The organism is Mesorhizobium sp. M0954 (assembly GCF_040319155.1).
Lineage (GTDB): Bacteria > Pseudomonadota > Alphaproteobacteria > Rhizobiales > Rhizobiaceae > Mesorhizobium.
The window spans coordinates 127,925-147,319 of the sequence record NZ_JAMYNR010000001.1; the positions used below are offsets into that span (position 1 = coordinate 127,925).

General features: G+C 62.6%; 23 protein-coding genes and 1 tRNA gene. 14 read left to right on the forward strand and 10 right to left on the reverse strand.

Going from position 1 to position 19,395, the window contains the following annotated elements; all coding sequences use genetic code 11:
- Positions 1-170: 170 nt before the first annotated feature.
- The 5 genes from NKH93_RS00620 to NKH93_RS00640 form a co-directional block, all read right to left on the reverse strand.
- Positions 171-1,652: a hypothetical protein gene (locus NKH93_RS00620; protein WP_352918300.1), complete on the reverse strand. Its 1,482-nt coding sequence runs from the start codon at positions 1,650-1,652 to the stop codon at positions 171-173.
- Between the two features lie 107 nt (positions 1,653-1,759).
- Positions 1,760-1,942, reverse strand: coding sequence for a hypothetical protein (locus NKH93_RS00625; RefSeq protein WP_352814468.1), 183 nt, complete (start codon positions 1,940-1,942; stop codon positions 1,760-1,762).
- Positions 1,942-2,130, reverse strand: a complete 189-nt coding sequence (locus NKH93_RS00630) for a DUF3606 domain-containing protein (protein WP_352918298.1) — start codon at positions 2,128-2,130, stop codon at positions 1,942-1,944. Before NKH93_RS00630 ends, NKH93_RS00625 begins: the two co-directional genes overlap by 1 nt.
- A gap of 233 nt (positions 2,131-2,363) precedes the next feature.
- Positions 2,364-2,594, reverse strand: coding sequence for a hypothetical protein (locus NKH93_RS00635; protein ID WP_352469460.1), 231 nt, complete (start codon positions 2,592-2,594; stop codon positions 2,364-2,366).
- 372 nt (positions 2,595-2,966) lie between these two features.
- Positions 2,967-3,401, reverse strand: coding sequence for a DUF3597 domain-containing protein (locus NKH93_RS00640; RefSeq protein WP_352539401.1), 435 nt, complete (start codon positions 3,399-3,401; stop codon positions 2,967-2,969).
- Between the two features lie 321 nt (positions 3,402-3,722).
- Between NKH93_RS00640 and NKH93_RS00645 the strand changes: the two genes are divergently transcribed.
- The 4 genes from NKH93_RS00645 to NKH93_RS00660 all read left to right on the forward strand — a co-directional run bounded on the left by NKH93_RS00645 (position 3,723) and on the right by NKH93_RS00660 (position 6,275).
- Positions 3,723-4,148, forward strand: a complete 426-nt coding sequence (locus NKH93_RS00645; protein WP_352465923.1) for a cupin domain-containing protein — start codon at positions 3,723-3,725, stop codon at positions 4,146-4,148.
- Between the two features lie 120 nt (positions 4,149-4,268).
- Complete coding sequence (locus tag NKH93_RS00650) at positions 4,269-4,868, forward strand: YdeI/OmpD-associated family protein (protein ID WP_352918296.1); 600 nt, start codon at positions 4,269-4,271, stop codon at positions 4,866-4,868.
- Between the two features lie 462 nt (positions 4,869-5,330).
- Complete coding sequence (locus tag NKH93_RS00655; RefSeq protein ID WP_352469463.1) at positions 5,331-5,603, forward strand: hypothetical protein; 273 nt, start codon at positions 5,331-5,333, stop codon at positions 5,601-5,603.
- Positions 5,604-5,867: 264 nt separating this feature from the next.
- Positions 5,868-6,275, forward strand: a complete 408-nt coding sequence (locus NKH93_RS00660) for a hypothetical protein (protein ID WP_352677553.1) — start codon at positions 5,868-5,870, stop codon at positions 6,273-6,275.
- A 201-nt stretch (positions 6,276-6,476) separates the two neighbouring features.
- Here NKH93_RS00660 and NKH93_RS00665 read toward each other — a convergent pair.
- Positions 6,477-6,566: transfer RNA gene (locus tag NKH93_RS00665), tRNA-Ser, on the reverse strand.
- Between the two features lie 430 nt (positions 6,567-6,996).
- Here NKH93_RS00665 and NKH93_RS00670 point away from each other — a divergent pair.
- From NKH93_RS00670 to NKH93_RS00680, 3 genes are all read left to right on the forward strand, one after another.
- Complete coding sequence (locus NKH93_RS00670) at positions 6,997-7,320, forward strand: hypothetical protein (RefSeq protein ID WP_352469464.1); 324 nt, start codon at positions 6,997-6,999, stop codon at positions 7,318-7,320.
- Positions 7,321-7,386: 66 nt separating this feature from the next.
- Positions 7,387-8,049 carry a peptide-methionine (S)-S-oxide reductase MsrA gene (gene msrA / locus NKH93_RS00675; RefSeq protein ID WP_352918295.1) on the forward strand — a complete coding sequence of 221 codons (663 nt, stop codon included), beginning with the start codon at positions 7,387-7,389 and terminating at the stop codon, positions 8,047-8,049.
- Between the two features lie 215 nt (positions 8,050-8,264).
- On the forward strand, positions 8,265-9,254 hold the full coding sequence (locus NKH93_RS00680) for a BMP family lipoprotein (RefSeq protein WP_352918293.1): 990 nt from the start codon (positions 8,265-8,267) through the stop codon (positions 9,252-9,254).
- 84 nt (positions 9,255-9,338) lie between these two features.
- Here the strand turns inward: NKH93_RS00680 and NKH93_RS00685 are convergent, their stop codons facing one another.
- Positions 9,339-9,548, reverse strand: a complete 210-nt coding sequence (locus NKH93_RS00685) for a SlyX family protein (RefSeq protein WP_031211352.1) — start codon at positions 9,546-9,548, stop codon at positions 9,339-9,341.
- Positions 9,549-9,728: 180 nt separating this feature from the next.
- Here NKH93_RS00685 and NKH93_RS00690 point away from each other — a divergent pair, with 180 nt between their 5' ends.
- The 6 genes from NKH93_RS00690 to deoA are packed head-to-tail and all read left to right on the forward strand — an operon-like array spanning position 9,729 to position 15,903.
- Entirely contained in the window at positions 9,729-11,261 is a 1,533-nt protein-coding gene (locus NKH93_RS00690) for an ABC transporter ATP-binding protein (RefSeq protein WP_352682437.1), read from the forward strand.
- On the forward strand, positions 11,258-12,397 hold the full coding sequence (locus tag NKH93_RS00695) for an ABC transporter permease (RefSeq protein ID WP_352539396.1): 1,140 nt from the start codon (positions 11,258-11,260) through the stop codon (positions 12,395-12,397). Before NKH93_RS00690 ends, NKH93_RS00695 begins: the two co-directional genes overlap by 4 nt.
- A 1-nt stretch (position 12,398) precedes the next feature.
- Entirely contained in the window at positions 12,399-13,370 is a 972-nt protein-coding gene (locus tag NKH93_RS00700) for an ABC transporter permease (protein WP_352469471.1), read from the forward strand.
- Positions 13,371-13,376: 6 nt separating this feature from the next.
- Positions 13,377-13,769: a cytidine deaminase gene (gene cdd, locus NKH93_RS00705; protein WP_352488680.1), complete on the forward strand. Its 393-nt coding sequence runs from the start codon at positions 13,377-13,379 to the stop codon at positions 13,767-13,769.
- The gene (locus tag NKH93_RS00710) at positions 13,766-14,584 is read left to right on the forward strand and encodes a purine-nucleoside phosphorylase (protein ID WP_352539395.1); all 819 of its coding nucleotides are present in this window, start codon (positions 13,766-13,768) and stop codon (positions 14,582-14,584) included. The genes cdd and NKH93_RS00710 overlap by 4 nt, the downstream gene beginning before the upstream one ends.
- Positions 14,584-15,903: a thymidine phosphorylase gene (deoA, locus tag NKH93_RS00715; protein ID WP_352918290.1), complete on the forward strand. Its 1,320-nt coding sequence runs from the start codon at positions 14,584-14,586 to the stop codon at positions 15,901-15,903. The genes NKH93_RS00710 and deoA overlap by 1 nt, the downstream gene beginning before the upstream one ends.
- A gap of 110 nt (positions 15,904-16,013) precedes the next feature.
- Here the strand turns inward: deoA and NKH93_RS00720 are convergent, their stop codons facing one another.
- The 3 genes from NKH93_RS00720 to NKH93_RS00730 form a co-directional block, all read right to left on the reverse strand.
- Positions 16,014-16,574, reverse strand: coding sequence for a TIGR02281 family clan AA aspartic protease (locus tag NKH93_RS00720; RefSeq protein ID WP_352767076.1), 561 nt, complete (start codon positions 16,572-16,574; stop codon positions 16,014-16,016).
- 100 nt (positions 16,575-16,674) lie between these two features.
- Entirely contained in the window at positions 16,675-17,304 is a 630-nt protein-coding gene (upp, locus tag NKH93_RS00725; protein ID WP_023675320.1) for a uracil phosphoribosyltransferase, read from the reverse strand.
- A 128-nt stretch (positions 17,305-17,432) separates the two neighbouring features.
- Positions 17,433-18,407, reverse strand: coding sequence for an adenosine deaminase (locus NKH93_RS00730; protein ID WP_352918288.1), 975 nt, complete (start codon positions 18,405-18,407; stop codon positions 17,433-17,435).
- Between the two features lie 167 nt (positions 18,408-18,574).
- Here NKH93_RS00730 and ubiE point away from each other — a divergent pair, with 167 nt between their 5' ends.
- Positions 18,575-19,351 carry a bifunctional demethylmenaquinone methyltransferase/2-methoxy-6-polyprenyl-1,4-benzoquinol methylase UbiE gene (gene ubiE / locus NKH93_RS00735; protein ID WP_352469477.1) on the forward strand — a complete coding sequence of 259 codons (777 nt, stop codon included), beginning with the start codon at positions 18,575-18,577 and terminating at the stop codon, positions 19,349-19,351.
- Positions 19,352-19,395: the final 44 nt, after the last annotated feature.

The following is a 19,395-nucleotide window of genomic DNA, read 5'->3' on the forward strand; positions in this document are numbered from 1 at the left end:
TCATATGGGCGGCTGGATACACCGCTCCTGTGAATATGGATCAAAGTGCCATAAAGGTTCGAGACGGGACGCGGAGCAAAGAAATCAAAATCCCATAAGGATTTCGCCGCCTCGGCGCTGGCCGAAGCTTCAGGAGGGAGGTGCGCACCGGCGCGCGAAGCTGCCGGGGCTCAGTCCGCGCGGGTGTAGATCACCGCGTAATCGTCCGCATAGGCCCGCTTCCAGCCCAGTTCGTCGAAGAACGGAATGCGGCTGTCGTCGGCGGTCAACAACGCCCAGCCTATCGTATATTTGTCGAGTTGGGCTTTCAGGATCGGCTTGCCCCGGCTGTGCCCCGTCTGCTCATCCGTTTCCGTAAAGCCATTCAGGAAGAGCTGATCCGCGCGGCCGTCGATGAACGTCCTGATACCATGGAAAATCAGCGTGCCGCCGAAATCGTAGGAGTTCAGCAGATTGCCCGACAGATTATGGGTTTGGGCAAAGGCCAGTGCATCCCTCGCCGAGGTCTTCTGGCTCGGCGCGACCGGATAGCTCGTCAAGGCGGCAGCCGCCAAAACCAGCAAAACGGCAAGTCCAGCACAAATCCTGGAAAATTGCCGTGCGAAAAATTGTTCAAGTCCGTCACGCTTTTCCGCCGCCCATTTCTCGGCTGAAAGCGCTGGATATTGTTGCGCGACCTCGACGGCAAGGACCACCGGCACGAGAAGAAAGAACAGGTACATGAACCGTATGTGGGTGAGATAGACGTGCAACGTGAAGACAAGGAACAGCGCCTTGGCCCAGCCAATGCGCAATCTCGACACGAGCAGCCCGAAAAGCGCCACCAGCAGGGCTACCTCCTGGAGGGTGTGCCGCGCGGCGTCGAAGGGTTGCCACTCCGCAATGTAAGGCACCGCCTCATTGCCATAGGCCACGGTGAATGTGGCGAGTATGGCCTTGACGCCATAGGGATTGAGCAGGCTGACCAGCGGGCAAAGCAGCCCGAAAGCGATCCACTTGGCCAGCAGCCGGGGGTTCGACAAGCGTGTGCGCATGACGAGATCGAGCCCGGCGAAGGCGGCGATGACGAAACCGAAGGTGAAGGTGGCATGGAGATTGGCCCACAGGCAAAGCAGCGCCAGCAGCCATAAGGGCGGTGCTTTCTCGTTGCGTGCGGCCTGGAAAAGACCAGCGGTCCAGACGACGATGATGGGCAAGGTAAAGATGTGCGGCCGGGCGACATAGATTGGCCCGATCAAGAGCGCGAGAACCAGCGTCAGTCCTATCGCCAGCGTCGGCTTCAACCACGCGCTGAGATACCACGACGTCAAGAAGGCCGTCAGCGCGATTACTGCAGCCGCCAGCAGCACCACGCCGTTCCAGCCGCCGGCTTGAAAGGCAATTGCAAGGAGAACCTGGCTAAGCCATTCCTTGGCGATCCATGGCTGGCCGGCAAAAGTGTAGGAATAGATGTCGACGGTGGGGAATGTGCGGCTTGCCAGCATATCCATGCCGACCTTGATGTGCCACCAGCTATCGGGATCCTGCAGGAGGGAGTGGGCAAAGGCGAGGAGCGCCGCCGCCATCACGACCGCCGCCACCAGGCAAAACATCAGCCTCACATGCCGTATGTCGTCTATCGACGGCCTCGCCCCACCAGATATCCCGCGCATATGGCATCCCTGAGCCGCGATAGCGGAAGGGATAGGCCGAATTTGTTAGAAAACCGATAAGCCGCAGGATCGCGGCCCCATGCCGCGCGTCCAACCGGCTGGGCAGCTCAGCCCTCGGCCTTGAAGTTCTTGGCTTCCTTCTCGACCTTCGGGCTGTCCTTGCCGTGCTTGCGCATCAGATCCTTCGCCTGCTTCGGCGAAACGTCGGTGGTTTCGGCCAGGCGCAGAGCCTGCTTTTCGTCCAGATCGCGCGTCTTGCGGTCGGCCATTGCGGTTTTCTTGTCAGCCATTACGACGCTCTTATGCTCTCGGCGATTTCGTTCAGCACCTTGCGGTCGGTGCCGTGGCGCTTGATCAGCGTGCGCGCCTGCTCAGGGGTAATGCCCGCTTCCTCGGCGAAGTGACGTACCTCGTAGTCTTCGCCGCCCGCCACTCGTGAGCGGTCGCGACTGTCGGTCTCGGTTTTGTCGTCGGCCATGGCAGCTCTCCTCATCTCAACGAGAGCATAACGGGCAAGATTTCAGCGAGTTCCTTCGAGCGTGTCGCCCAACTACCGGCTTCGGGCATGACCCGGCATGAGCAGCGGTTTTGCTCAAAGCAAGGGCTTGGTGCCAGGCCGACCTTCACGCACAAACAGGCCGGCCTCTTTGGCGGCGCTGCCACCGCCCGCCACTGCTCCTGGGCGCAGCCTGATGTTCGTTCCAGATTGTTTTAATGGGAGCGATGGTCGAACACGACGCCCATGGTCCTACCAACCGCCGTCATGACGATAAGCTCGACCAGATCGTCGTCACTGTTGCCGCAGGCCGGAGCCGTCCTGCGAACGATGTCCAGCATCGCCCTCGTCGATATGGTGTCGCCGGCACCGAACCGTGAAAGCGCAGATGAAACAAGCTCTTGGGCTGTCAAGTCGGCGACCGTCACCCGCTTCACCACGTTCATTGGCTTCCTCCCACCATCAACCCTCTCCCGAGAGAATGATACGCCGAACGTCGCGTTTCGCCAGCAAAATGGTGGTCCTACCAGCGCGTGGGCAGCGACCGAAATCGTCGGTTTTGCGGGAGGCAATCCGGGCGCGAGGGCAGCGCTTTTGTGCCATGCGACTTCGCCATGGACCCAATCCCGGCGGCCGGGATCGGTCTCAGTTTTATTTACGGGCAGTCTGATGCTTGGCAGTGTGGTCTGCTCGGTTGCGGCCGAAGCCGGCGCAGCAAGAACCACGGTGCGGGCAGAACCGGTCTGTCTTTTTTGTTTGACGCAATTCCGGACGGAAAACCGTTCACACGTTTTCCTGGAATTGCTTGTCTTGTGACTCTAGGCGGCCAGGTCGCTCGGAAGCTTGCCGCCGTTCTCGGCCAGCTTTTTCATCAGTGCGTCGTGCAGCCACAGATTCATCGTTACAGTGTCGTTCATATCGCCGGTGTAGTTCAGCTCGTGGGCAAGCTCCTTGCGGGCGCCGAGGCTGCTGTCGATATTCAGAGCCTTCATCAGGTCGACGATCGAATTCTTCCAGTTGAGTTTCTGCCCCCTCGCGGCCACCGCCTTGTCGAGAATGGCAGCGATGTCAGGGGCAGAGGACGGCGCGGCCGGCGCGGCCGGAGCCGGGGTTGCAGCCGGGGCGGATCGGGTAGGCGCCGTCGGCTGGGTGGCCGTGCTCGAAGCAGGCGCGGGAGACGGTTGCGCCGGCGGCGCTTCGCCCGCAACCGCGTTTCCGAAAATCGCACCTTTGATACTGTCGAAAATGCCCATTGCTATCTCCTGTATTGGCTCGACGGTGTGTTGCCCTGACGGTCGGTGAGGCGACCGTTGCCGAATGCCGCATTGAGCGCCCTGGTTGTACCGGACCACGAACGCAACGCAGGGGCAACTCAAAACTGACTAAAAGGTAAAGGCTTGGTTGCATTGGGGTATCGGCTCAGTGATCCGGCCCGAGAGTAGAATAGGTCGGATCGCGGCCCGACAAATCGTCACGCGCAATGCACGAGGGAACGGTCAGCAGCCAGTTTTGCTGACGCAGACCAGAAAAATCATCTAGATTCGTGTTCGCAATTCGCTGAGAGGAACGAAGCCATGACAGCAGTCGTCGCATCCGACAGGCTCGAACGTTCGCTGGTTTGGGCAGAGGACGATCCGTCGGTCAAATGGGCCGGCGCTTTCGCGGTTTACGGCGGGCACGGCACCACCCAGTCCTCGGTCATTGTCTACGAGATCGAGCCCGGCAAGCGGCTCGGCTGGCACAGCGACGCCACCGAAGAGACGCAATACATCATCGCCGGCACCGGCGAGCTACACATTGAGGGCGGCACCACCCACCCGGTCGGGCCGGGCAGCGTCCTGGTACTTCCGACGCCGGTCAGGCACGACCTCGTCAACACCGGCACCGAAACCCTGCGCGCCGTCGCTTTCTTTGCGGCGGCGATGTTCACGCAGACATTCGACAACGTCATGCTGCCGCCGAAATCCCATGTCCTCGGAACGCCCAATCGTGCGGGCTGAATGCGTGCCGGCGAGAATCACCAGGCCTGCGGATTGCGAACTCGGAGCTGAGGTGAGCGCGCGCGCGGCCGGCAAGCGGTTTGGCGTCGTTACGCGCTCGCGTCATGGGCGGACCGGCTGATGGCGCCCGTCAAGGTCGACCCCGCCAAGGTGCGCGAGTTCAGGGATGCCGAAAGCTTCCATGCCTGGCTTGGCGAGCATCACGACAGCGAGGACGAAGTCTGGATCAAGATCCATAAGCTCGATTCGGGACTGCCGTCGATCACGCCGAAGCAAGCCATCGACGCGGCGTTGTGCTGGGGCTGGATCGATGCAGTGCGCAAGGCCTTGGACGGCAAAAGCTACCTGCAGCGCTACACCCCGCGCGGCAGGAAGAGCACCTGGAGCCAGATCAATGTCGACAATGTCGCCCGGCTGATCGAGGAGGGCCGGATGACCGAGCACGGGCTGAGGCAGGTCGATGCGGCCAAGGCCGACGGCCGCTGGGCGCGCGCCTACAAGAGCGGCAAGGAGATGAAGATCCCCGACGACCTCCAGGCGGCAGTAGACGCCGAGCCCACGGCGAAAGAGATGCTGGCAAAGCTCAGCGGCCAAAACCGCTTCGCACTCGCCTTCCGCATCCACAACATGAAAACCGAAGCCGGACGCAAGAAGAAGATCGCGGCGTTCGTGGAGATGCTGAAGCGCGGCGAGACGATCTATCCGCAGGGCAGAAAGTAACATTTGACGAGGCGTGCCGGCGCTGCGTCTTGTGCTTGTCCCTGTCGGCGAACCTCGAATGCGGCCGGATCGCTGCTCAGGCCCACCTTCGATCCAGGCGATGTCGCCGACGATTTGTTTTCGACGAGCGTCGCCCGGCACTTCGACACCAGCTCTCATTCGTTTAGTTGATGCAGGAAAAAGTCTCGTCCTCACAGTCGGCATAGTATATTAGCAGGCGCTGTTATGAGGTTTTTGCCCGTTCAGGAGCCGACTGGCACGTGGGCCGTGTTTGATGCGACCGTGGATGTGCCTGCGGATTTCGCTGGCAGTTGCCTTATCGGCTTGCCGCGGGAGCGGGCGGAGTGGCTCGCAGCAAGAGCCAATCGAGATGCTGCAAAAGGCACTTCGATTTGCCGGTTGTCAGCTGCCGGACCGGCACAAGCCGCGGTTCTTAGACTTAGACCGATAGGAGAGATTTCGATGATGCAAGAAAGGGTAATGGCGGCTGCGTTGGCAGCCAGGAATCAGGAAGCGGATATTCGTGGTGTCTTCGATATCACCAACAAAACCGATGCGCCAATTGGCCCCCGCCGATTGGGCGAGGCTATCCACTTTGTCGCCAATGCACCTATCGTTGGCTATGATGTTCACGCCGCCGTCATCAGATATGGCCCAGTCGGAACCCCCAGCCTCAGAGCAACAGATTGCGCACAGCTGTGGGAGAAGTTCGGCGAGGCCTTGCTGCAACACTGACGGGCAGACCTTTGGCGCGTATGGCACCACCATCGTGCAGGGCACTTCCCTTGTGAGAACGACATGGAAGCCTGGCGGGTGATATTGCAATCAAATTAGCGTGAGCGCATATTTTTTGCCGGCCGATCTCGCAACCGGCCAGGCCCGGCGGCCGGCCGCCAACGGGCTGTCAGGCCGGCGACAAATGCAGGTCTGACGGTCCCCTTGGCAAGGTCGCCGGAACCACAGCATGATGCGGCGGCAAAACGGGTTTGGGAGAATGACATGCCTAAGGTTTCGGAGCTCTTTTTCAAGACAGCCATCGTCTTTCTTATTCTGGGAATTGCAGCTGGCCTGCAGATGGCAATTTCAGGCGATCACGGCGCGTTTCCGGCTCACGCGCACATCAACCTGCTGGGATGGGTCACCAGTGCAATATTCGGCGGCTACTATGCCCTGAACCCGGCGAAGGCCGCCCGCAGGAGCGCGATGATCCACTACGGCGTCTACAATCTCGGCCTGGTCGTGATGCTGCCGGCGCTTTACCTGATGCTGCAGGGAAATCCGGCGCTCGAGCCGATTGTCGCCACTGGCTCAATGATTGTCGCTGCCGCCGTGCTGATCTTTGCCTTCGTGGTTTTCTCCGCCGAAACAGAGCGCTCAGTCTCGGAAATACAAGCGGTCCCGCGCTAGACGGGGCGGCGACAGTGCCGTGTCGACTAAGCCCGTGCTTCTGGTGAAGCGCGGGCCGATCGGTTGTGGGCTGATCTGAGGTAAGAGTGCGGCGAAGATGAAAGCCGCTCGCGCCCCCCTCTGCCTGCCTCAAGATACTGCATCGCAGCGGCAGTCGCCGTCCAGTGTCCCTTCAGACTCGGCGAGCCGGTGAGATTTAACTGGCGGAGAGAGCGGGATTCGAACCCGCGTTACGGTTTCCCGTAAACACACTTTCCAGGCGTGCGCCTTCAACCACTCGGCCACCTCTCCGTCTCTTTAGCATTTTCGACGCGGCCGGTTTCGCCGCGCCGGTTGGGGAGATGCATCTCCTTTGGGATTCCGGTGCCGGAATTCCGGCCGTGGGCGCCGTCAACCAGCGGATACCCTTTCCCGCGCCTGAGCCGTCAAAGCAACAGACGCGGGGCTCATCTAGTCGATCCGGTGCCGAATGCCAAGACATAACAGCAGCCTATTCGCTTTGCCGGATACGGATGCTCAGCCCATGTCGCCGGGGCACCCGTTGGGAGCCTATCGAAAGGAGCGGCCGAGGTGTGCTTGCCGTCCCCGGCGCGCCACCGGTCCCGGCGAACCCGGCTGCCGCAGGTTCAACTTCGCGTGTCGCGATTGCGGATAAAGCACGCAGATCCTATTTAACAGTCCACACGACATTCTGATAAACTCCTGGGGAGGAAGGGTCCGGATGTTCCGCTTTATCTTCCGTCTTGCCGCAATGATCGCGCTTTCGGTTTCGGTCATCATGGCCGTGCTCGATGCGACCCGCTCGGTGGCGGCTTCGGCGCTGGTGATGACTCCGCTCAACACCAGCTGGCTCGCGGTTTCGCCGGATACGCGCAGCGCCTTCGAAAGCTTCGTCCGCGACAAGGTCAACCCGCTGCTGTGGGACGGTGCCATCGCCTGGGTGCTCAGCCAGCCCGGCTTTGCCGTGTTCGCGGTGCTGGCGTTCATTCTTTATGCCATCGGTTACAGGCGGCAGCGCCCCAGCGGGCGGTTCGCCGCAACCTGACATTTCCAGCCTGACCCGGTGATCCCGTACCAGGAAGGCTCAACCAAGAAGAAAAGGAAGCCACACATGTTTCTTAGCGACATGCTGAACAAGAAGCTCAACCTGCCGAAACCCTCCGAGGCGTTGCCCGGCCGCGACCGGCCGATCCCGACGGCATCGAAGCACTTTGTCTCGAACAGGCCGCTCAAGGGTCCTTATCCCGAAGGGATGGAAATGGCGACGTTCGGGCTGGGCTGCTTCTGGGGCGCCGAGCGCCTGTTCTGGCAAGTCGAGGGCGTATGGGTCACGGCGGCCGGCTATGCCGGCGGCGTCACGCCCAACCCGACCTATCAGGAAACCTGCACGGGCCTGACAGGCCATGCCGAAGTCGTGCTCGTCATCTACGATCCCAAGATCGTGTCCTATGCCGAGCTCTTGAAGCTGTTCTGGGAAAGCCACGACCCGACGCAAGGCATGCGCCAGGGCAATGATGTCGGCACCACCTACCGTTCGGCGATCTATACGTTCAACGACGCGCAGTACCAGGCGGCGCTCGCCTCGCGCGATGCCTACGAGGCTTCGCTGCGCGGTGCCGGACGCGGCAAGATCACCACCGAGATCGCGCCGGCGCCGGAATTCTACTTCGCCGAGGAAGACCACCAGCAATATCTGGCGAAGAACCCTTACGGCTATTGCGGCCTGCAGGGAACCGGCGTCACCTGCGCCATTCCGGCCGCCGTCTCCGCCTGATTTTATGCCCCCGACGCAAGGAATATGCTGTGGCGCCGCGATGCGGCGCCATGCTTTTCCAAAGGGTCAAAATTCCACGTGAATTTTGTTTCGGGCCGTGCCAGATTGACCCGAAGCGGGAGGAAGACACTCCTGCCCGACACCGTATGCCTGCCGGAGAACCGGGCCGGCATGCGGTGCATAATGGACAAATAACCGACAGGGGTGTGGATCACATGAAACGTATCGTTCTCGGCCTCATGGCCGCAGCTGCAATGGTTCTTCCGGCCTTCGCCGCGGACATTCAACCCGCGATCCTCTATGATCTCGGCGGCAAGTTTGACAAGTCGTTCAACGAGGCGTCCTTCCACGGCGCTGAAAAGTTCAAGACCGAGACCGGCATCCCCTATGTGGAATTCGAGGTCAGCAACGCCACCCAGCGCGAGCAGGCGCTGCGCCGTTTCGCCGAGGACGGCCGCAACCCGATCGTCATGGCGGGCTTCTCGTGGGCTGACGCGCTTGACAAGATCGCCACCGAGTTCCCCGAGACCAAATTCGCCATCATCGACATGGTCGTCGACAAGCCCAATGTCCGCTCCCTGGTCTATAAGGAGCAGGAAGGCTCGTACCTCGTCGGCGTGATGGCGGCGATGGCTTCCAAGACCAAGAAGGTCGGCTTCGTCGGCGGCATGGATATTCCGCTGATCCGCAGGTTCGGCTGCGGCTATGTCGGCGGCGCCAAGGCGGCCGGGGCCACCGACGTCATCCAGAACATGACCGGCGATACGCCGGCAGCCTGGAACGATCCGGCCAAGGGCGGCGAGATCGCCAAGACGCAGATCGACCAGGGCGCCGACGTAATCTACGCAGCGGCAGGCGGCACCGGTGTCGGTGTGCTGCAGGCAGCGGCCGACGCCGGCAAGCTCGGCATCGGCGTTGATTCCAACCAGAACGGCCTGCAGCCCGGCAAGGTGCTGACCTCGATGGTCAAGCGCGTCGACGTTGCCGTCTACAACACCTTCATGGATGCCAAGAACGACAAGTTCACGGCGGGCGTCAACGATCTCGGCCTCAAGGAAGGCGGGGTCGACTACGCCATGGACGACAACAACAAGGCGCTTGTCGACGATGCGATGAAGGCGGCGGTCGAAAAAGCCAAGGCCGACATCATAGCCGGCACCATCAAGGTGCACGACTACATGTCGGACAATGCCTGCCCGTATTGATCGATTGCTGTTATTGATCGACTGGCACTGCTGAAGTGACGAGCCGCCGGGTGAAAGCCCGGCGGTTTTGTCTTGTCGGCCCGCTCACCAGTGCGGCGGCTTGGTCACCGGCACGTCGGGCGCGGCCTGTTCCTCCAGCGCCAGGAAGCGCTCGGCCAGCGCGTCGAGCTTGCGCTGCATGCGCTCGATCACCTTCCACTGCTCGGCGATCTGGCCGGACAGTTCCTCGATGGTCTTCTCCTGCTCGGCGGCGCGGATTTCCAGCGTCGTCAGCCGGTCCTCGGGCATGGTCATTTGAAATCCTCGATCAGGCGATTGTGCAGGCTGCGGCCACGTTGGAAATTGACAAGCATGGCGGGATTTGTCGAGAGTGAACCTGCTCCGGCCAATTGCTACGGACCCAATTGGCACAGACTGGGCGTCATGCTAGGCGTTTGACCAAGCGGTAAAAAAATAACAGTGGGAACAGGCTGCATGGCGCAAGCCGCAATCGAGCTGATCGGCATCGACAAGAGCTTTGGCGCCGTGCGCGCCAACCGCGACATCAATCTGGAGATTATGCGCGGCACCATCCATGGCATCGTCGGCGAAAACGGCGCCGGCAAGTCGACGCTGATGTCGATCCTCTATGGTTTCTACCAAGCCGATTCCGGCGAGATCCGTGTCGGCGGCCAGCCGGCATCGATCAAGACACCGAATGATGCGATCGCGCTCGGCATCGGCATGGTGCATCAGCATTTCATGCTGGTCGACAATTTCTCGGTGCTGGAAAACGTCATTCTCGGCGCCGAAAGCGATGCGCTGCTGAAGAAGAGCATTGCCAAGGCGCGTTCCGAGCTGGAGCGGCTCGAGCGCGAATACGGGCTCGAAGTCGATCCCGACGCCATCATCGAGGAGTTGCCGGTCGGCCTGCAGCAACGCGTCGAAATCCTCAAGGCGCTCTATCGCGGCGCCGAGATCCTGATCCTCGATGAGCCGACAGGCGTGCTGACGCCGGCCGAGGCCGACCACCTGTTCCGCATCCTCAGGCAGCTGAAGGAGCAGGGCAAGACGATCGTGCTGATCACCCATAAGCTGCGCGAGATCATGGCGATCACCGACACGGTGTCGGTGATGCGCCAGGGCACGATGGTGGCGACACGCGAAACCAGGAAGACCACGGTCGAGGAGCTGGCCGAGCTGATGGTCGGCCGGCGCGTGCTGCTGCGCGTCGAAAAGGGCGAGGCGAAGGCCGGCGGCGTCAAGCTTGCGGTCAAGAACCTGACGGTCAAGGATTCCCGCGGCGTCACCATGGTCGACGACGTCTCCTTCGACGTCCATGCCGGCGAGATCGTCGGCATTGCCGGCGTCGCCGGCAACGGGCAGTCCGAATTGCTCGAGGCGATTTCCGGCATCAGGCATGCCGTTTCGGGCTCGGTCATGCTCGACGGCAAGCCGATCGACCTCACCGGCGCCGCCGACCCTGGCGAGCTGCGCGAGCGCGGCCTCGCCCATGTGCCGGAGGACCGCCATCATGTCGGGCTCGTGCTGGCCTTCGAGGAAAACGAGAATTCGATCCTCGGCTACCAGGACGACGCGCGCTATCTGAAGGGGCCGTTCCTTGACATCGACGCCATCCGTAACGATGCCCGGGACAAGATCGTCAAATATGACATCCGCCCGGCGGACTGCCGCCTCAAGACCGCCAATTTCTCCGGCGGCAACCAGCAGAAGATCGTGCTGGCGCGGGAAATGGAACAAGATCCCGGCGTGTTGATCGTCGGCCAGCCGACACGCGGCGTCGATGTCGGCGCCATCGAATTCATCCACAAGCGCCTCATCGCCATGCGCGACCAGGGCAAGGCGGTGCTGGTGGTTTCGGTCGAGCTCGACGAGATCCGCTCGCTGTCCGACCGCATCCTGGTGATGTTTGCCGGCCGCATCGTCGGCGAACGCGGCCCCGACGCGACCGAGGGCGAGCTCGGCCTGCTGATGGCCGGCGTCGAGCACCGGGAGGCCGCCGAGTGAGCACCCCCTATGCCAAGCTGCCGGCCTGGGCCGATTACGTGCTGATCCCGCTGATCAATCTGTTCGTCGCATTCGTCGTCGCCGGCTTCGTCGTCATATTGGTCGGCGAGAACCCGCTGCGTGCAGCCGTCATCCTGGTCGAGGGTGCCTTCGGCCGCGGCCAAGGCATCGCGTTCACGCTTTTCTATGCCACCACCTTCATCTTCAGTGGGCTTTCGGTGGCGGTTGCGGCGCATTGCGGCCTGTTCAACATCGGCGGCGAGGGCCAGGGCTATATCGCCGGTCTCGGCATCGGCATTGTTTGCCTGGCCTTCGACAGCGTGCTGCCCTGGTGGCTGACCTTCCCGATCGCCATTATCGCCGCCGCGGCGATGGGCGGGCTGTGGGCGCTGATCCCGGCCTATCTGCAGGCCAAGCGCGGCTCGCACATCGTCATCACCACCATCATGTTCAATTTCATCGCCGCCAGCGTCATGGTCTATGCGCTGGTGGGGATGCTGAAGCCGCCCGGCTCGATGGCGCCGCAGACGCGCACCTTCCTCGAAGGCGCGCAATTGCCGAAGCTCAACTGGGTCATCGAATTGTTCGGCGCCAAAATCCGTTCGGCGCCATTCAACGTCAGTTCCCTGCTGGCGCTAGCCATGGCCTTTCTGGTGTGGGTGCTGATCTGGCGCACGAAGCTCGGCTACGAGATGCGCACCTATGGCCACAGCCCGAAAGCGGCGCGTTATGCCGGCATTTCGGAGATCCGCATCATCATCATTGCGATGATGATCTCGGGCGCGCTGGCCGGCATGATGGCGCTCAACCCGACGATGGGCGACCAGCACAATGTCGCGCTCGAATTCGTTTCGGGCGCCGGTTTCGTCGGCATCGCGGTGGCACTGATGGGACGCCTGCACCCGGTCGGCATCGTGCTGGCGGCGATCCTGTTCGGCATGCTCTACCAGGGCGGCGCCGAGCTCGCCTTCGAGATGCCGGTGATCAGCCGCGACATGATCGTCATCATCCAGGGCCTCGTGATCCTGTTCGCCGGCGCGCTCGAGCATATGTTCCGGCCCTACGTCCAGGCGTTGTTCGCCTCGCTCAGCCCGAAATCGGTCGGCATGGAAGCGGTCAAGGGGAAGGGCGCCTGAGATGGATTTCTTCAACGCCATCGTACAGGTCCTGGACTCGACCATCCGCCTGTCTGTGCCCTTGCTGCTCGCCTGTCTCGCCGGCCTCTATTCGGAGCGGGCCGGCGTCTTCGACATCGGGCTCGAGGGCAAGATGCTTGTCGGCGCCTTCGCCGGTGCGGCCGCCGCCTCGGTCTTCCACTCGGCCTATCTCGGCCTCGGCATGGCCATCCTCATCTCGGTTGCCTTCGCGCTGATCCACGGCTTTGCCTCGATCACCCATCGCGGCAACCAGATCGTTTCCGGCGTCGCGATCAATTTCATTGCCGCCGGATCGACGATCATGCTCGGCCAGGCCTGGTTCCAGCAAGGCGGGCGCACGCCGGCGCTGGCCGCCGGCGAGCGCTTCGAGGCAATCATCTGGCCGGGCGCAGAGGCGCTCAGGAGCGTTCCGATTCTCGGGCCGATCTATTCGGAACTCATCTCCGGCCATTCCGTGCTGGTCTATCTCGCCTTCCTGGCCGTGCCGTTCACCTGGTGGGTGCTGTTTCGCACCCGCTTCGGCTTGCGCCTGCGCGCCGTCGGCGAGAACCCGGCCGCGGTCGACACCGCCGGCATATCAGTCGCCTGGCTGCGCTATCGGGCGCTGATCTGCACCGGCGTGCTCACCGGCATTGCCGGAGCCTATCTGTCGATGGTGCAGAATGGCGGCTTCGTGAAGGACATGACCGCCGGCAAGGGCTATATCGCGCTGGCCGCGCTGATCTTCGCCAAATGGAAACCGGTCAACGCCATGTTCGCCTGCCTGCTGTTCGGCTTCCTCGACGCCGCGTCGATCCGCCTGCAAGGCACGCCGCTGCCGCTGATCGGCAAGGTGCCGGTGCAATTCATGCAGGCGCTGCCCTATGTGCTGACCGTCATCCTGCTTGCCGGCTTCATCGGCAAGGCAATCCCGCCGCGCGCCGGCGGCGTGCCTTATGTCAAGGAACGCTGATCTATTATGGCTCATGATCTGTTCGAAGCGGCGAAAGCCGCCATGGCCAAGGCCTATGCGCCCTATTCGAAATTTCCGGTCGGCGCGGCGTTGCGCACCGAGGACGGCCGTGTCTTCACCGGCGCCAATGTCGAGATCGCGTCCTATCCGGAGGGCTGGTGCGCCGAAACCACCGCACTTGCCAACTACATCATGGGCGGCGGCGGCAAAATCACGGAAATCGCCGTGATCGCCGAACGCGTGGCAAAATGCTCGCCCTGCGGCGGCTGCCGGCAGCGGCTGGCGGAATTCTGCCGGCCGGAGACGAAGTTCTATCTCTGCGATGATAGCGGCGTGGTCGAGACCGTGACCATGGGCGAGTTGCTGCCATACGGGTTTGAAGGCGATGTGCTGAAATGAAGGAAGCGCTCGATCACCTCGTCGAAAGGCTGGACGGGCTGGCGCCGACTACCGCCTTGGTGCTGGGGTCAGGGCTTGGCGGGCTTGTCGACCAAGTCGAGGATGCGGTGCGAATCTCCTACGCCGACTTGCCGGGGTTTCCCCGAAGCGGAGTCAGCGGCCATGCCGGCGAGGTGGTGGCGGGGCTCTTTGCCGGCACGCCGGTGCTGATGCTGTCCGGCCGGGCGCATTATTACGAGCACGGCAACGCGGCGGCGATGCGGCCGGCACTCGAGGTGCTCGCCGGCCTCGGCATCTCCAGGCTGATCCTCACCAACGCCGCCGGTTCGGTCGATCCCGGGATGGGCCCGGGCTCGGTGATGCTGATCACCGATCACATCAATTTCTCGGGCTCCAACCCGCTGATCGGCGAACCGAGCGACCGCCGTTTCGTCGGCCTGACCGAAGCCTATGACGCCGGTCTCCGCTCCGCCATCGAGCAGGCGGCGAAGGCCACCGGTACCAAGCTGCACAAGGGCGTCTATATGTGGTTCTCCGGCCCATGCTTCGAGACGCCCGCCGAGATCCGCATGGCGCGCGTCATGGGCGCCAACGCCGTCGGCATGTCGACGGTGCCGGAGGTCATTCTCGCCCGCTTCCTCGGGCTGCGCGTCGCCGCGTGTTCGGTCGTGACCAACCTTGCCGCCGGCATGACCGGAGCCGAGCTGTCGCACCAGGAGACCAAGGACATGGCACCGGTCGGCGGCGCGCGGCTGGCGACCATTCTGCAGCGTGTTTTTCAGGACGGGCTTCCGGAGCACAGGGTCGACGCCTGATGCTTCCCCAGGAAATCATCCGCCGCAAGCGCGACGGCCAGAAGCTCTCGGCTGAGGAGACAGCGTTCTTCATCGAGGGTCTGACCGCCGGCACAGTCACCGACGCGCAGGTCGGCGCCTTTGCCATGGCGGTGTTCTTCAACGGCATGAGCCGCGACGAGGCGGTGGCGCTGACTATGGCGATGCGCGATTCCGGCGATGTGCTCGACTGGTCGGATCTGCCCGGTCCGGTCACCGACAAGCATTCGACCGGCGGCGTCGGCGACAATGTCTCCTTGATGCTGGCGCCGATCGTCGCTGCCTGCGGCGCCTATGTGCCGATGATTTCCGGCAGGGGTCTGGGCCATACCGGCGGCACGCTGGACAAGATGGATGCCATCCCCGGCTATATCAGCCAGCCGGATGTTGCGCGCTTCCGCAAGACGGTGCTCGAAACCGGCTGCGCCATCATCGGCCAGACCGCCGATCTCGCACCCGCCGACGCCAGGCTCTACGCCATCCGCGATGTGACGGGAACGGTGGAATCGGTGCCGCTGATCACTGCTTCGATCCTGTCGAAGAAGCTGGCCGCCGGCCTCAATTCGCTGGTGCTTGACGTCAAGGTCGGCAACGGCGCCTTCATGGAGAAATCGCGCGACGCAACCGCACTGGCCAACAGCCTGGTCGACGTCGCCAATGGCGCCGGCCTTAAGGCCTCGGCGCTGGTCACCGGCATGAACGAGCCGCTGGCGTCCGCCGCCGGCAATGCGGTCGAGGTGCGCAACGCAGTCGATTTTCTCACCGGCCGCTTTCGCGACCGGCGGCTGGAGGACGTGACGCTGGCGCTGGCCGCCGAGATGCTGCAATCGGCAGGCCTGGTGTCGTCCAACCAGGACGGCCTGCGCCGCGCCGCCGAGACGCTGGCCGGCGGCCGCGCCGCTTCCATCTTCGCGCGCATGGTGGCGGCACTGGGCGGTCCCGTCGACTTTGTCGACAATCCGGAAAAATATCTGCCGAAAGCGGCAACGGAATTCGCGGTCAAGGCGAGCGCGAACGGCTTTGTCACCGGCATCGCGACCCGCGAGATCGGGCTTGCCGTGGTCGGGCTTGGCGGCGGGCGGACGCGGCCCGACGACAGGATCGATCACGCCGTCGGCATCACCAGGCTGTTGCCGGTCGGCGCTGAAGTGCGGGCCGGCGAAGCGCTGGCGCTGGTCCATGCCCGCAATGCCGGGGATGCCGAAGCGGCCGCGGCCGCCGTGCTTTCGGCCTATACCATCGGCACTTCCAAACCGGCCACGGAGAAAACCGTCATCCGGCGGATCCTGCCCCGCGGGTAGAGCCATTCCGACGGTATCGGATGGGTTCTATCTTTCTTTGGACCACGATCTTGTCCGAAGACTGGTCCCCAACTTTTCGCTGGCGCGGACCTGCGGTTCGGGATCACGTTCTACTGAACCAGCAGCAGCTTGCCGCCTTCGACCTGGTATTTTTCGAGCCGCTGCAGAAAGCTCATGCCGATCAGGTTGGTGTGCAGCGCCCTGTCATCGAGCACGACGGCCTCGACGCCCTCGACGGTGATCTTGCCGATCTGCAGGCGATCAATCGTCACCACGGCGGCCTTGATCGCACCATTGGCGGTGTTGACCTGATGGCTGAAGTCCGTCGAATTGAGCGAGATGCCGATCCTGCGCGCGGTCGAGGTGTTGATGGCGACGAGCGTCGCACCGGTGTCGATCATGCCGTCGACCTGGCGACCGTTCAACTTGAAGACCGACATGAAATGCCCGCGCGCGTCCGCGGTGACGACGACCTTGCGGCCGAGCGGCTGCGGCGTTGCCGGCCTGTCCGGGACGGCGGCGAGATTCAGGTTGGTTTGTGTGTCGGCCGGCCTGGCTCCGATGGCGGATTTCAACAGCCGCTCGATTACCTGTGAATTGGACTGATACACGATCGGCAGCGATGCCGACGTTCCGGCAAACACGCCAAGGATGAGGAGCTTGCGCAGCATGGACCGGCCTTTGTGGTTGCCGATCCTTAGTCCGACATGGTGATTGCCGCTTTAACGAGTGCGGAAACCAGCCGTTTGCGTAAACAATCGGTAAACGGATCTATTTGGTGCCGTACATGCGGTCGCCGGCATCGCCGAGACCCGGCATGATGTAGCCCTTTTCGTTGAGTTGGCGGTCGATGGAAGCGGTGAAGACCGGAACATCGGGATGCGCCTGGGTAAACCGCTCGAGGCCCTCTGGTGCCGCCAGCAGGCAGAGGAAGCGGATGTTGGTGGCACCGCGGCCTTTCAGCTTGTCGATCGCAGCGATCGCCGAATTGGCGGTCGCCAGCATCGGATCGACGACGATCACCAGCCGGTCGGCGAGGTCGCCTGGCGCCTTGAAGAAATACTCGACCGCTTCCAGCGTCTCATGGTCGCGATAGAGGCCGATATGGGCGACACGCGCCGCCGGCACCAGATCGAGCAGGCCTTCGAGCAAGCCGTTGCCGGCGCGCAGCACCGAGGCGAAGACCAGTTTCTTGCCCTCCAGCGTCGGCGCCTCCATCGTCTCGATCGGCGTCTCGATGGTCGTCGTCGTCAGTTCCAGGTTGCGGGTGACCTCGTAGCCGAGCAGCAGCGAGATCTCGCGCAGCAGCCGCCGGAAGCCGGCCGTCGAGGTTTCCTTCTTGCGCATGATGGTCAGCTTGTGCTGGACAAGCGGATGGTCGACGACGGTGACGCCCTTCATGGTGTTCTCCAACTGCGCAAGTGAATGGTGAATGGTGAATAGTGAATAGTGAACTGGTTTGCGAGTCCTTGGTTGCGCGGAAAAACTCGCGGCTGACGAACCGAAGCGCCGGGTGAACCATTCACCATTCACCTGCCCTTGGCGCCGAGCCTGCCCAGCAGCACCGCCCTGGTCTTCCTGTCGACGAAGGCTGCCTCGATGGCCGTCCTGGTGACGGCGGTGAGCGCCTTGTCGTCCATCGCAAAATGCTCGGCAGCGATGTCGTATTCGCGTTTCAGCGAGGTCCAGAAGTAGGGCGGGTCATCGGAGTTGAGCGTCACCTTGCAGCCCGCTGCCCGCAAGGCGGGGAAGGGATGGTCGGCGAAGCTGTCGAAGAGTTTCAGGGCGATGTTGGAGCCAGGGCAGCATTCGAGCACGACGCCTTCGTCGGCGATGCGCCGCACAAGCTCGGGGTTCTCGATGGCGCGCACGCCATGGCCGATGCGAGACGGGCGGATGTGGTCGAGTGCCGCCTCGACGCTCTCCCAGCCCATCAATTCGCCGGCATGGACGGTGATGCCGAGGCCGGCCTCGCGGGCGATCTCGAAGGCCCTGACATAATCTTCCAGGTCGCCTATCCGCTCGTCGCCGGCGACGCCGAAACCGGTCACCAGCGGATGCCCGCAGCGCGCGGCGAAACGCGCCGCCCGCTCGATCGATTCGACACCGAAATTGCGCACGCCGGTGACGATCATGCGGCCTTCGATGCCGGTCTTCGCCTTGGCGCGGGCCATGCCTTCGCCGAGCGCGTCGGTATAGGCCTTTGGCGACAGCCCGGCCTTGTTGGCATGGTCGGGCGAGGTGAAAACCTCGGAATAGATGGCGCCGTCGCGGGCGAGGCTGGTCAGGTAATGGTCGGCCAGCCGCGCATAGTCTTCTTCGGTGCGGAACAGGTCCGACGAGAAGTCGTAGGCGGCGAGGAAAGAGGTGAAGTCGTGCCAGACGAAGGAGCCGTCCTGGATGTAGGGCGAGGCATCCTTGCCGTATTTCTCAGCCTGGCGGAGGACGAGTTCAGGCGCCGCTGCCCCTTCGATGTGGCAGTGCAGTTCTGCTTTCAAAGGCATTCAATTATCCCGTCAGGCTTTTTCTTATGACGCAAGTTCCTGTCGAAAAACCGTGTGACACTTTTCCGGAACCTGCTTCGAAGCGCGGCCGAACACCGCGCCTTAAACAATAGCGCCCGCACCATCGATCGGCTATGGTCCCGCCGATTTTATGGCGGATCAAAACGATGTCGGTTGAAAGAACCACTGCTGCGGGCGGCATGGAAACCTCCTATGGTTTCAAGCGGGTAGGGCCAGGCGACAAGCAGTCCCTGGTCAATGATGTTTTCCACAAGGTGGCGAACCGCTACGACCTGATGAACGACCTGATGTCGGCCGGCTTGCATCGATTGTGGAAGGACGCCATGGTCGCCTGGCTCAATCCACCGAAGCGGCCGGGCTGGAGCGTTCTCGACGTTGCCGGCGGCACCGGCGATGTCGCCTTCCGCATCGTCGAGGCGAGCGGCAGGCACGCTCATGCAACGGTTCTCGATATCAACGGCTCGATGCTCGCCGTCGGCCGCGATCGGGCCGAGAAAAAAGGCCTGTCGGCAAATACCGATTTCGTCGAAGCCAACGCCGAGGAACTGCCTTTTGCCGACGCTACTTTCGACGCCTACACCATCGCTTTCGGCATCCGCAACGTGCCGCGCATCGATGTGGCGCTTGCCGAAGCCTATCGCGTGCTGAAGCCTGGCGGGCGCTTTCTCTGCCTTGAATTCTCCGAGGTCGAGATGCCGCTGCTCGACAAGGTCTATGAAGCATGGTCGTTCAACGCCATTCCGCGGATCGGCAAGGTGGTGACCGGCGATGACGAGCCCTATTCCTATCTGGTCGAATCGATCCGCAAGTTTCCCAATCAGCAGAATTTCGCGGCGATGATTTCGCGCGCAGGCTTCGAGCGCGCCTCATTCCGCAATTATTCCGGCGGCATCGCCGCGCTTCATTCGGGCTGGAAGCTTTGAGGCTGGCCCGCATTTTCCGACGTGCCTTGCGCCAGTTCAGGAAA

Bases quoted from the DNA above. Each gene is read 5' to 3' on its own strand.
- NKH93_RS00640 (WP_352539401.1), bottom strand. From the start codon at position 3,401: ATGGGCATTTTCGACAGTATCAAAGGTGCGATTTTCGGAAACGCGGTT.
- NKH93_RS00650 (WP_352918296.1), top strand. From the start codon at position 4,269: ATGGCGCCCGTCAAGGTCGACCCCGCCAAGGTGCGCGAGTTCAGGGAT.
- NKH93_RS00700 (WP_352469471.1), top strand. From the start codon at position 12,399: ATGGATTTCTTCAACGCCATCGTACAGGTCCTGGACTCGACCATCCGC.
- NKH93_RS00630 (WP_352918298.1), bottom strand. From the start codon at position 2,130: ATGGCCGACGACAAAACCGAGACCGACAGTCGCGACCGCTCACGAGTG.
- NKH93_RS00720 (WP_352767076.1), bottom strand. From the start codon at position 16,574: ATGCTGCGCAAGCTCCTCATCCTTGGCGTGTTTGCCGGAACGTCGGCA.
- NKH93_RS00655 (WP_352469463.1), top strand. From the start codon at position 5,331: ATGATGCAAGAAAGGGTAATGGCGGCTGCGTTGGCAGCCAGGAATCAG.
- cdd (WP_352488680.1), top strand. From the start codon at position 13,377: ATGGCTCATGATCTGTTCGAAGCGGCGAAAGCCGCCATGGCCAAGGCC.
- NKH93_RS00620 (WP_352918300.1), bottom strand. From the start codon at position 1,652: ATGCGCGGGATATCTGGTGGGGCGAGGCCGTCGATAGACGACATACGG.
- NKH93_RS00635 (WP_352469460.1), bottom strand. From the start codon at position 2,594: ATGAACGTGGTGAAGCGGGTGACGGTCGCCGACTTGACAGCCCAAGAG.
- NKH93_RS00710 (WP_352539395.1), top strand. From the start codon at position 13,766: ATGAAGGAAGCGCTCGATCACCTCGTCGAAAGGCTGGACGGGCTGGCG.
- NKH93_RS00690 (WP_352682437.1), top strand. From the start codon at position 9,729: ATGGCGCAAGCCGCAATCGAGCTGATCGGCATCGACAAGAGCTTTGGC.
- NKH93_RS00660 (WP_352677553.1), top strand. From the start codon at position 5,868: ATGCCTAAGGTTTCGGAGCTCTTTTTCAAGACAGCCATCGTCTTTCTT.
- ubiE (WP_352469477.1), top strand. From the start codon at position 18,575: ATGTCGGTTGAAAGAACCACTGCTGCGGGCGGCATGGAAACCTCCTAT.
- NKH93_RS00670 (WP_352469464.1), top strand. From the start codon at position 6,997: ATGTTCCGCTTTATCTTCCGTCTTGCCGCAATGATCGCGCTTTCGGTT.
- NKH93_RS00625 (WP_352814468.1), bottom strand. From the start codon at position 1,942: ATGGCTGACAAGAAAACCGCAATGGCCGACCGCAAGACGCGCGATCTG.
- NKH93_RS00730 (WP_352918288.1), bottom strand. From the start codon at position 18,407: ATGCCTTTGAAAGCAGAACTGCACTGCCACATCGAAGGGGCAGCGGCG.
- deoA (WP_352918290.1), top strand. From the start codon at position 14,584: ATGCTTCCCCAGGAAATCATCCGCCGCAAGCGCGACGGCCAGAAGCTC.
- msrA (WP_352918295.1), top strand. From the start codon at position 7,387: ATGTTTCTTAGCGACATGCTGAACAAGAAGCTCAACCTGCCGAAACCC.
- NKH93_RS00680 (WP_352918293.1), top strand. From the start codon at position 8,265: ATGAAACGTATCGTTCTCGGCCTCATGGCCGCAGCTGCAATGGTTCTT.
- NKH93_RS00645 (WP_352465923.1), top strand. From the start codon at position 3,723: ATGACAGCAGTCGTCGCATCCGACAGGCTCGAACGTTCGCTGGTTTGG.
- NKH93_RS00685 (WP_031211352.1), bottom strand. From the start codon at position 9,548: ATGACCATGCCCGAGGACCGGCTGACGACGCTGGAAATCCGCGCCGCC.
- upp (WP_023675320.1), bottom strand. From the start codon at position 17,304: ATGAAGGGCGTCACCGTCGTCGACCATCCGCTTGTCCAGCACAAGCTG.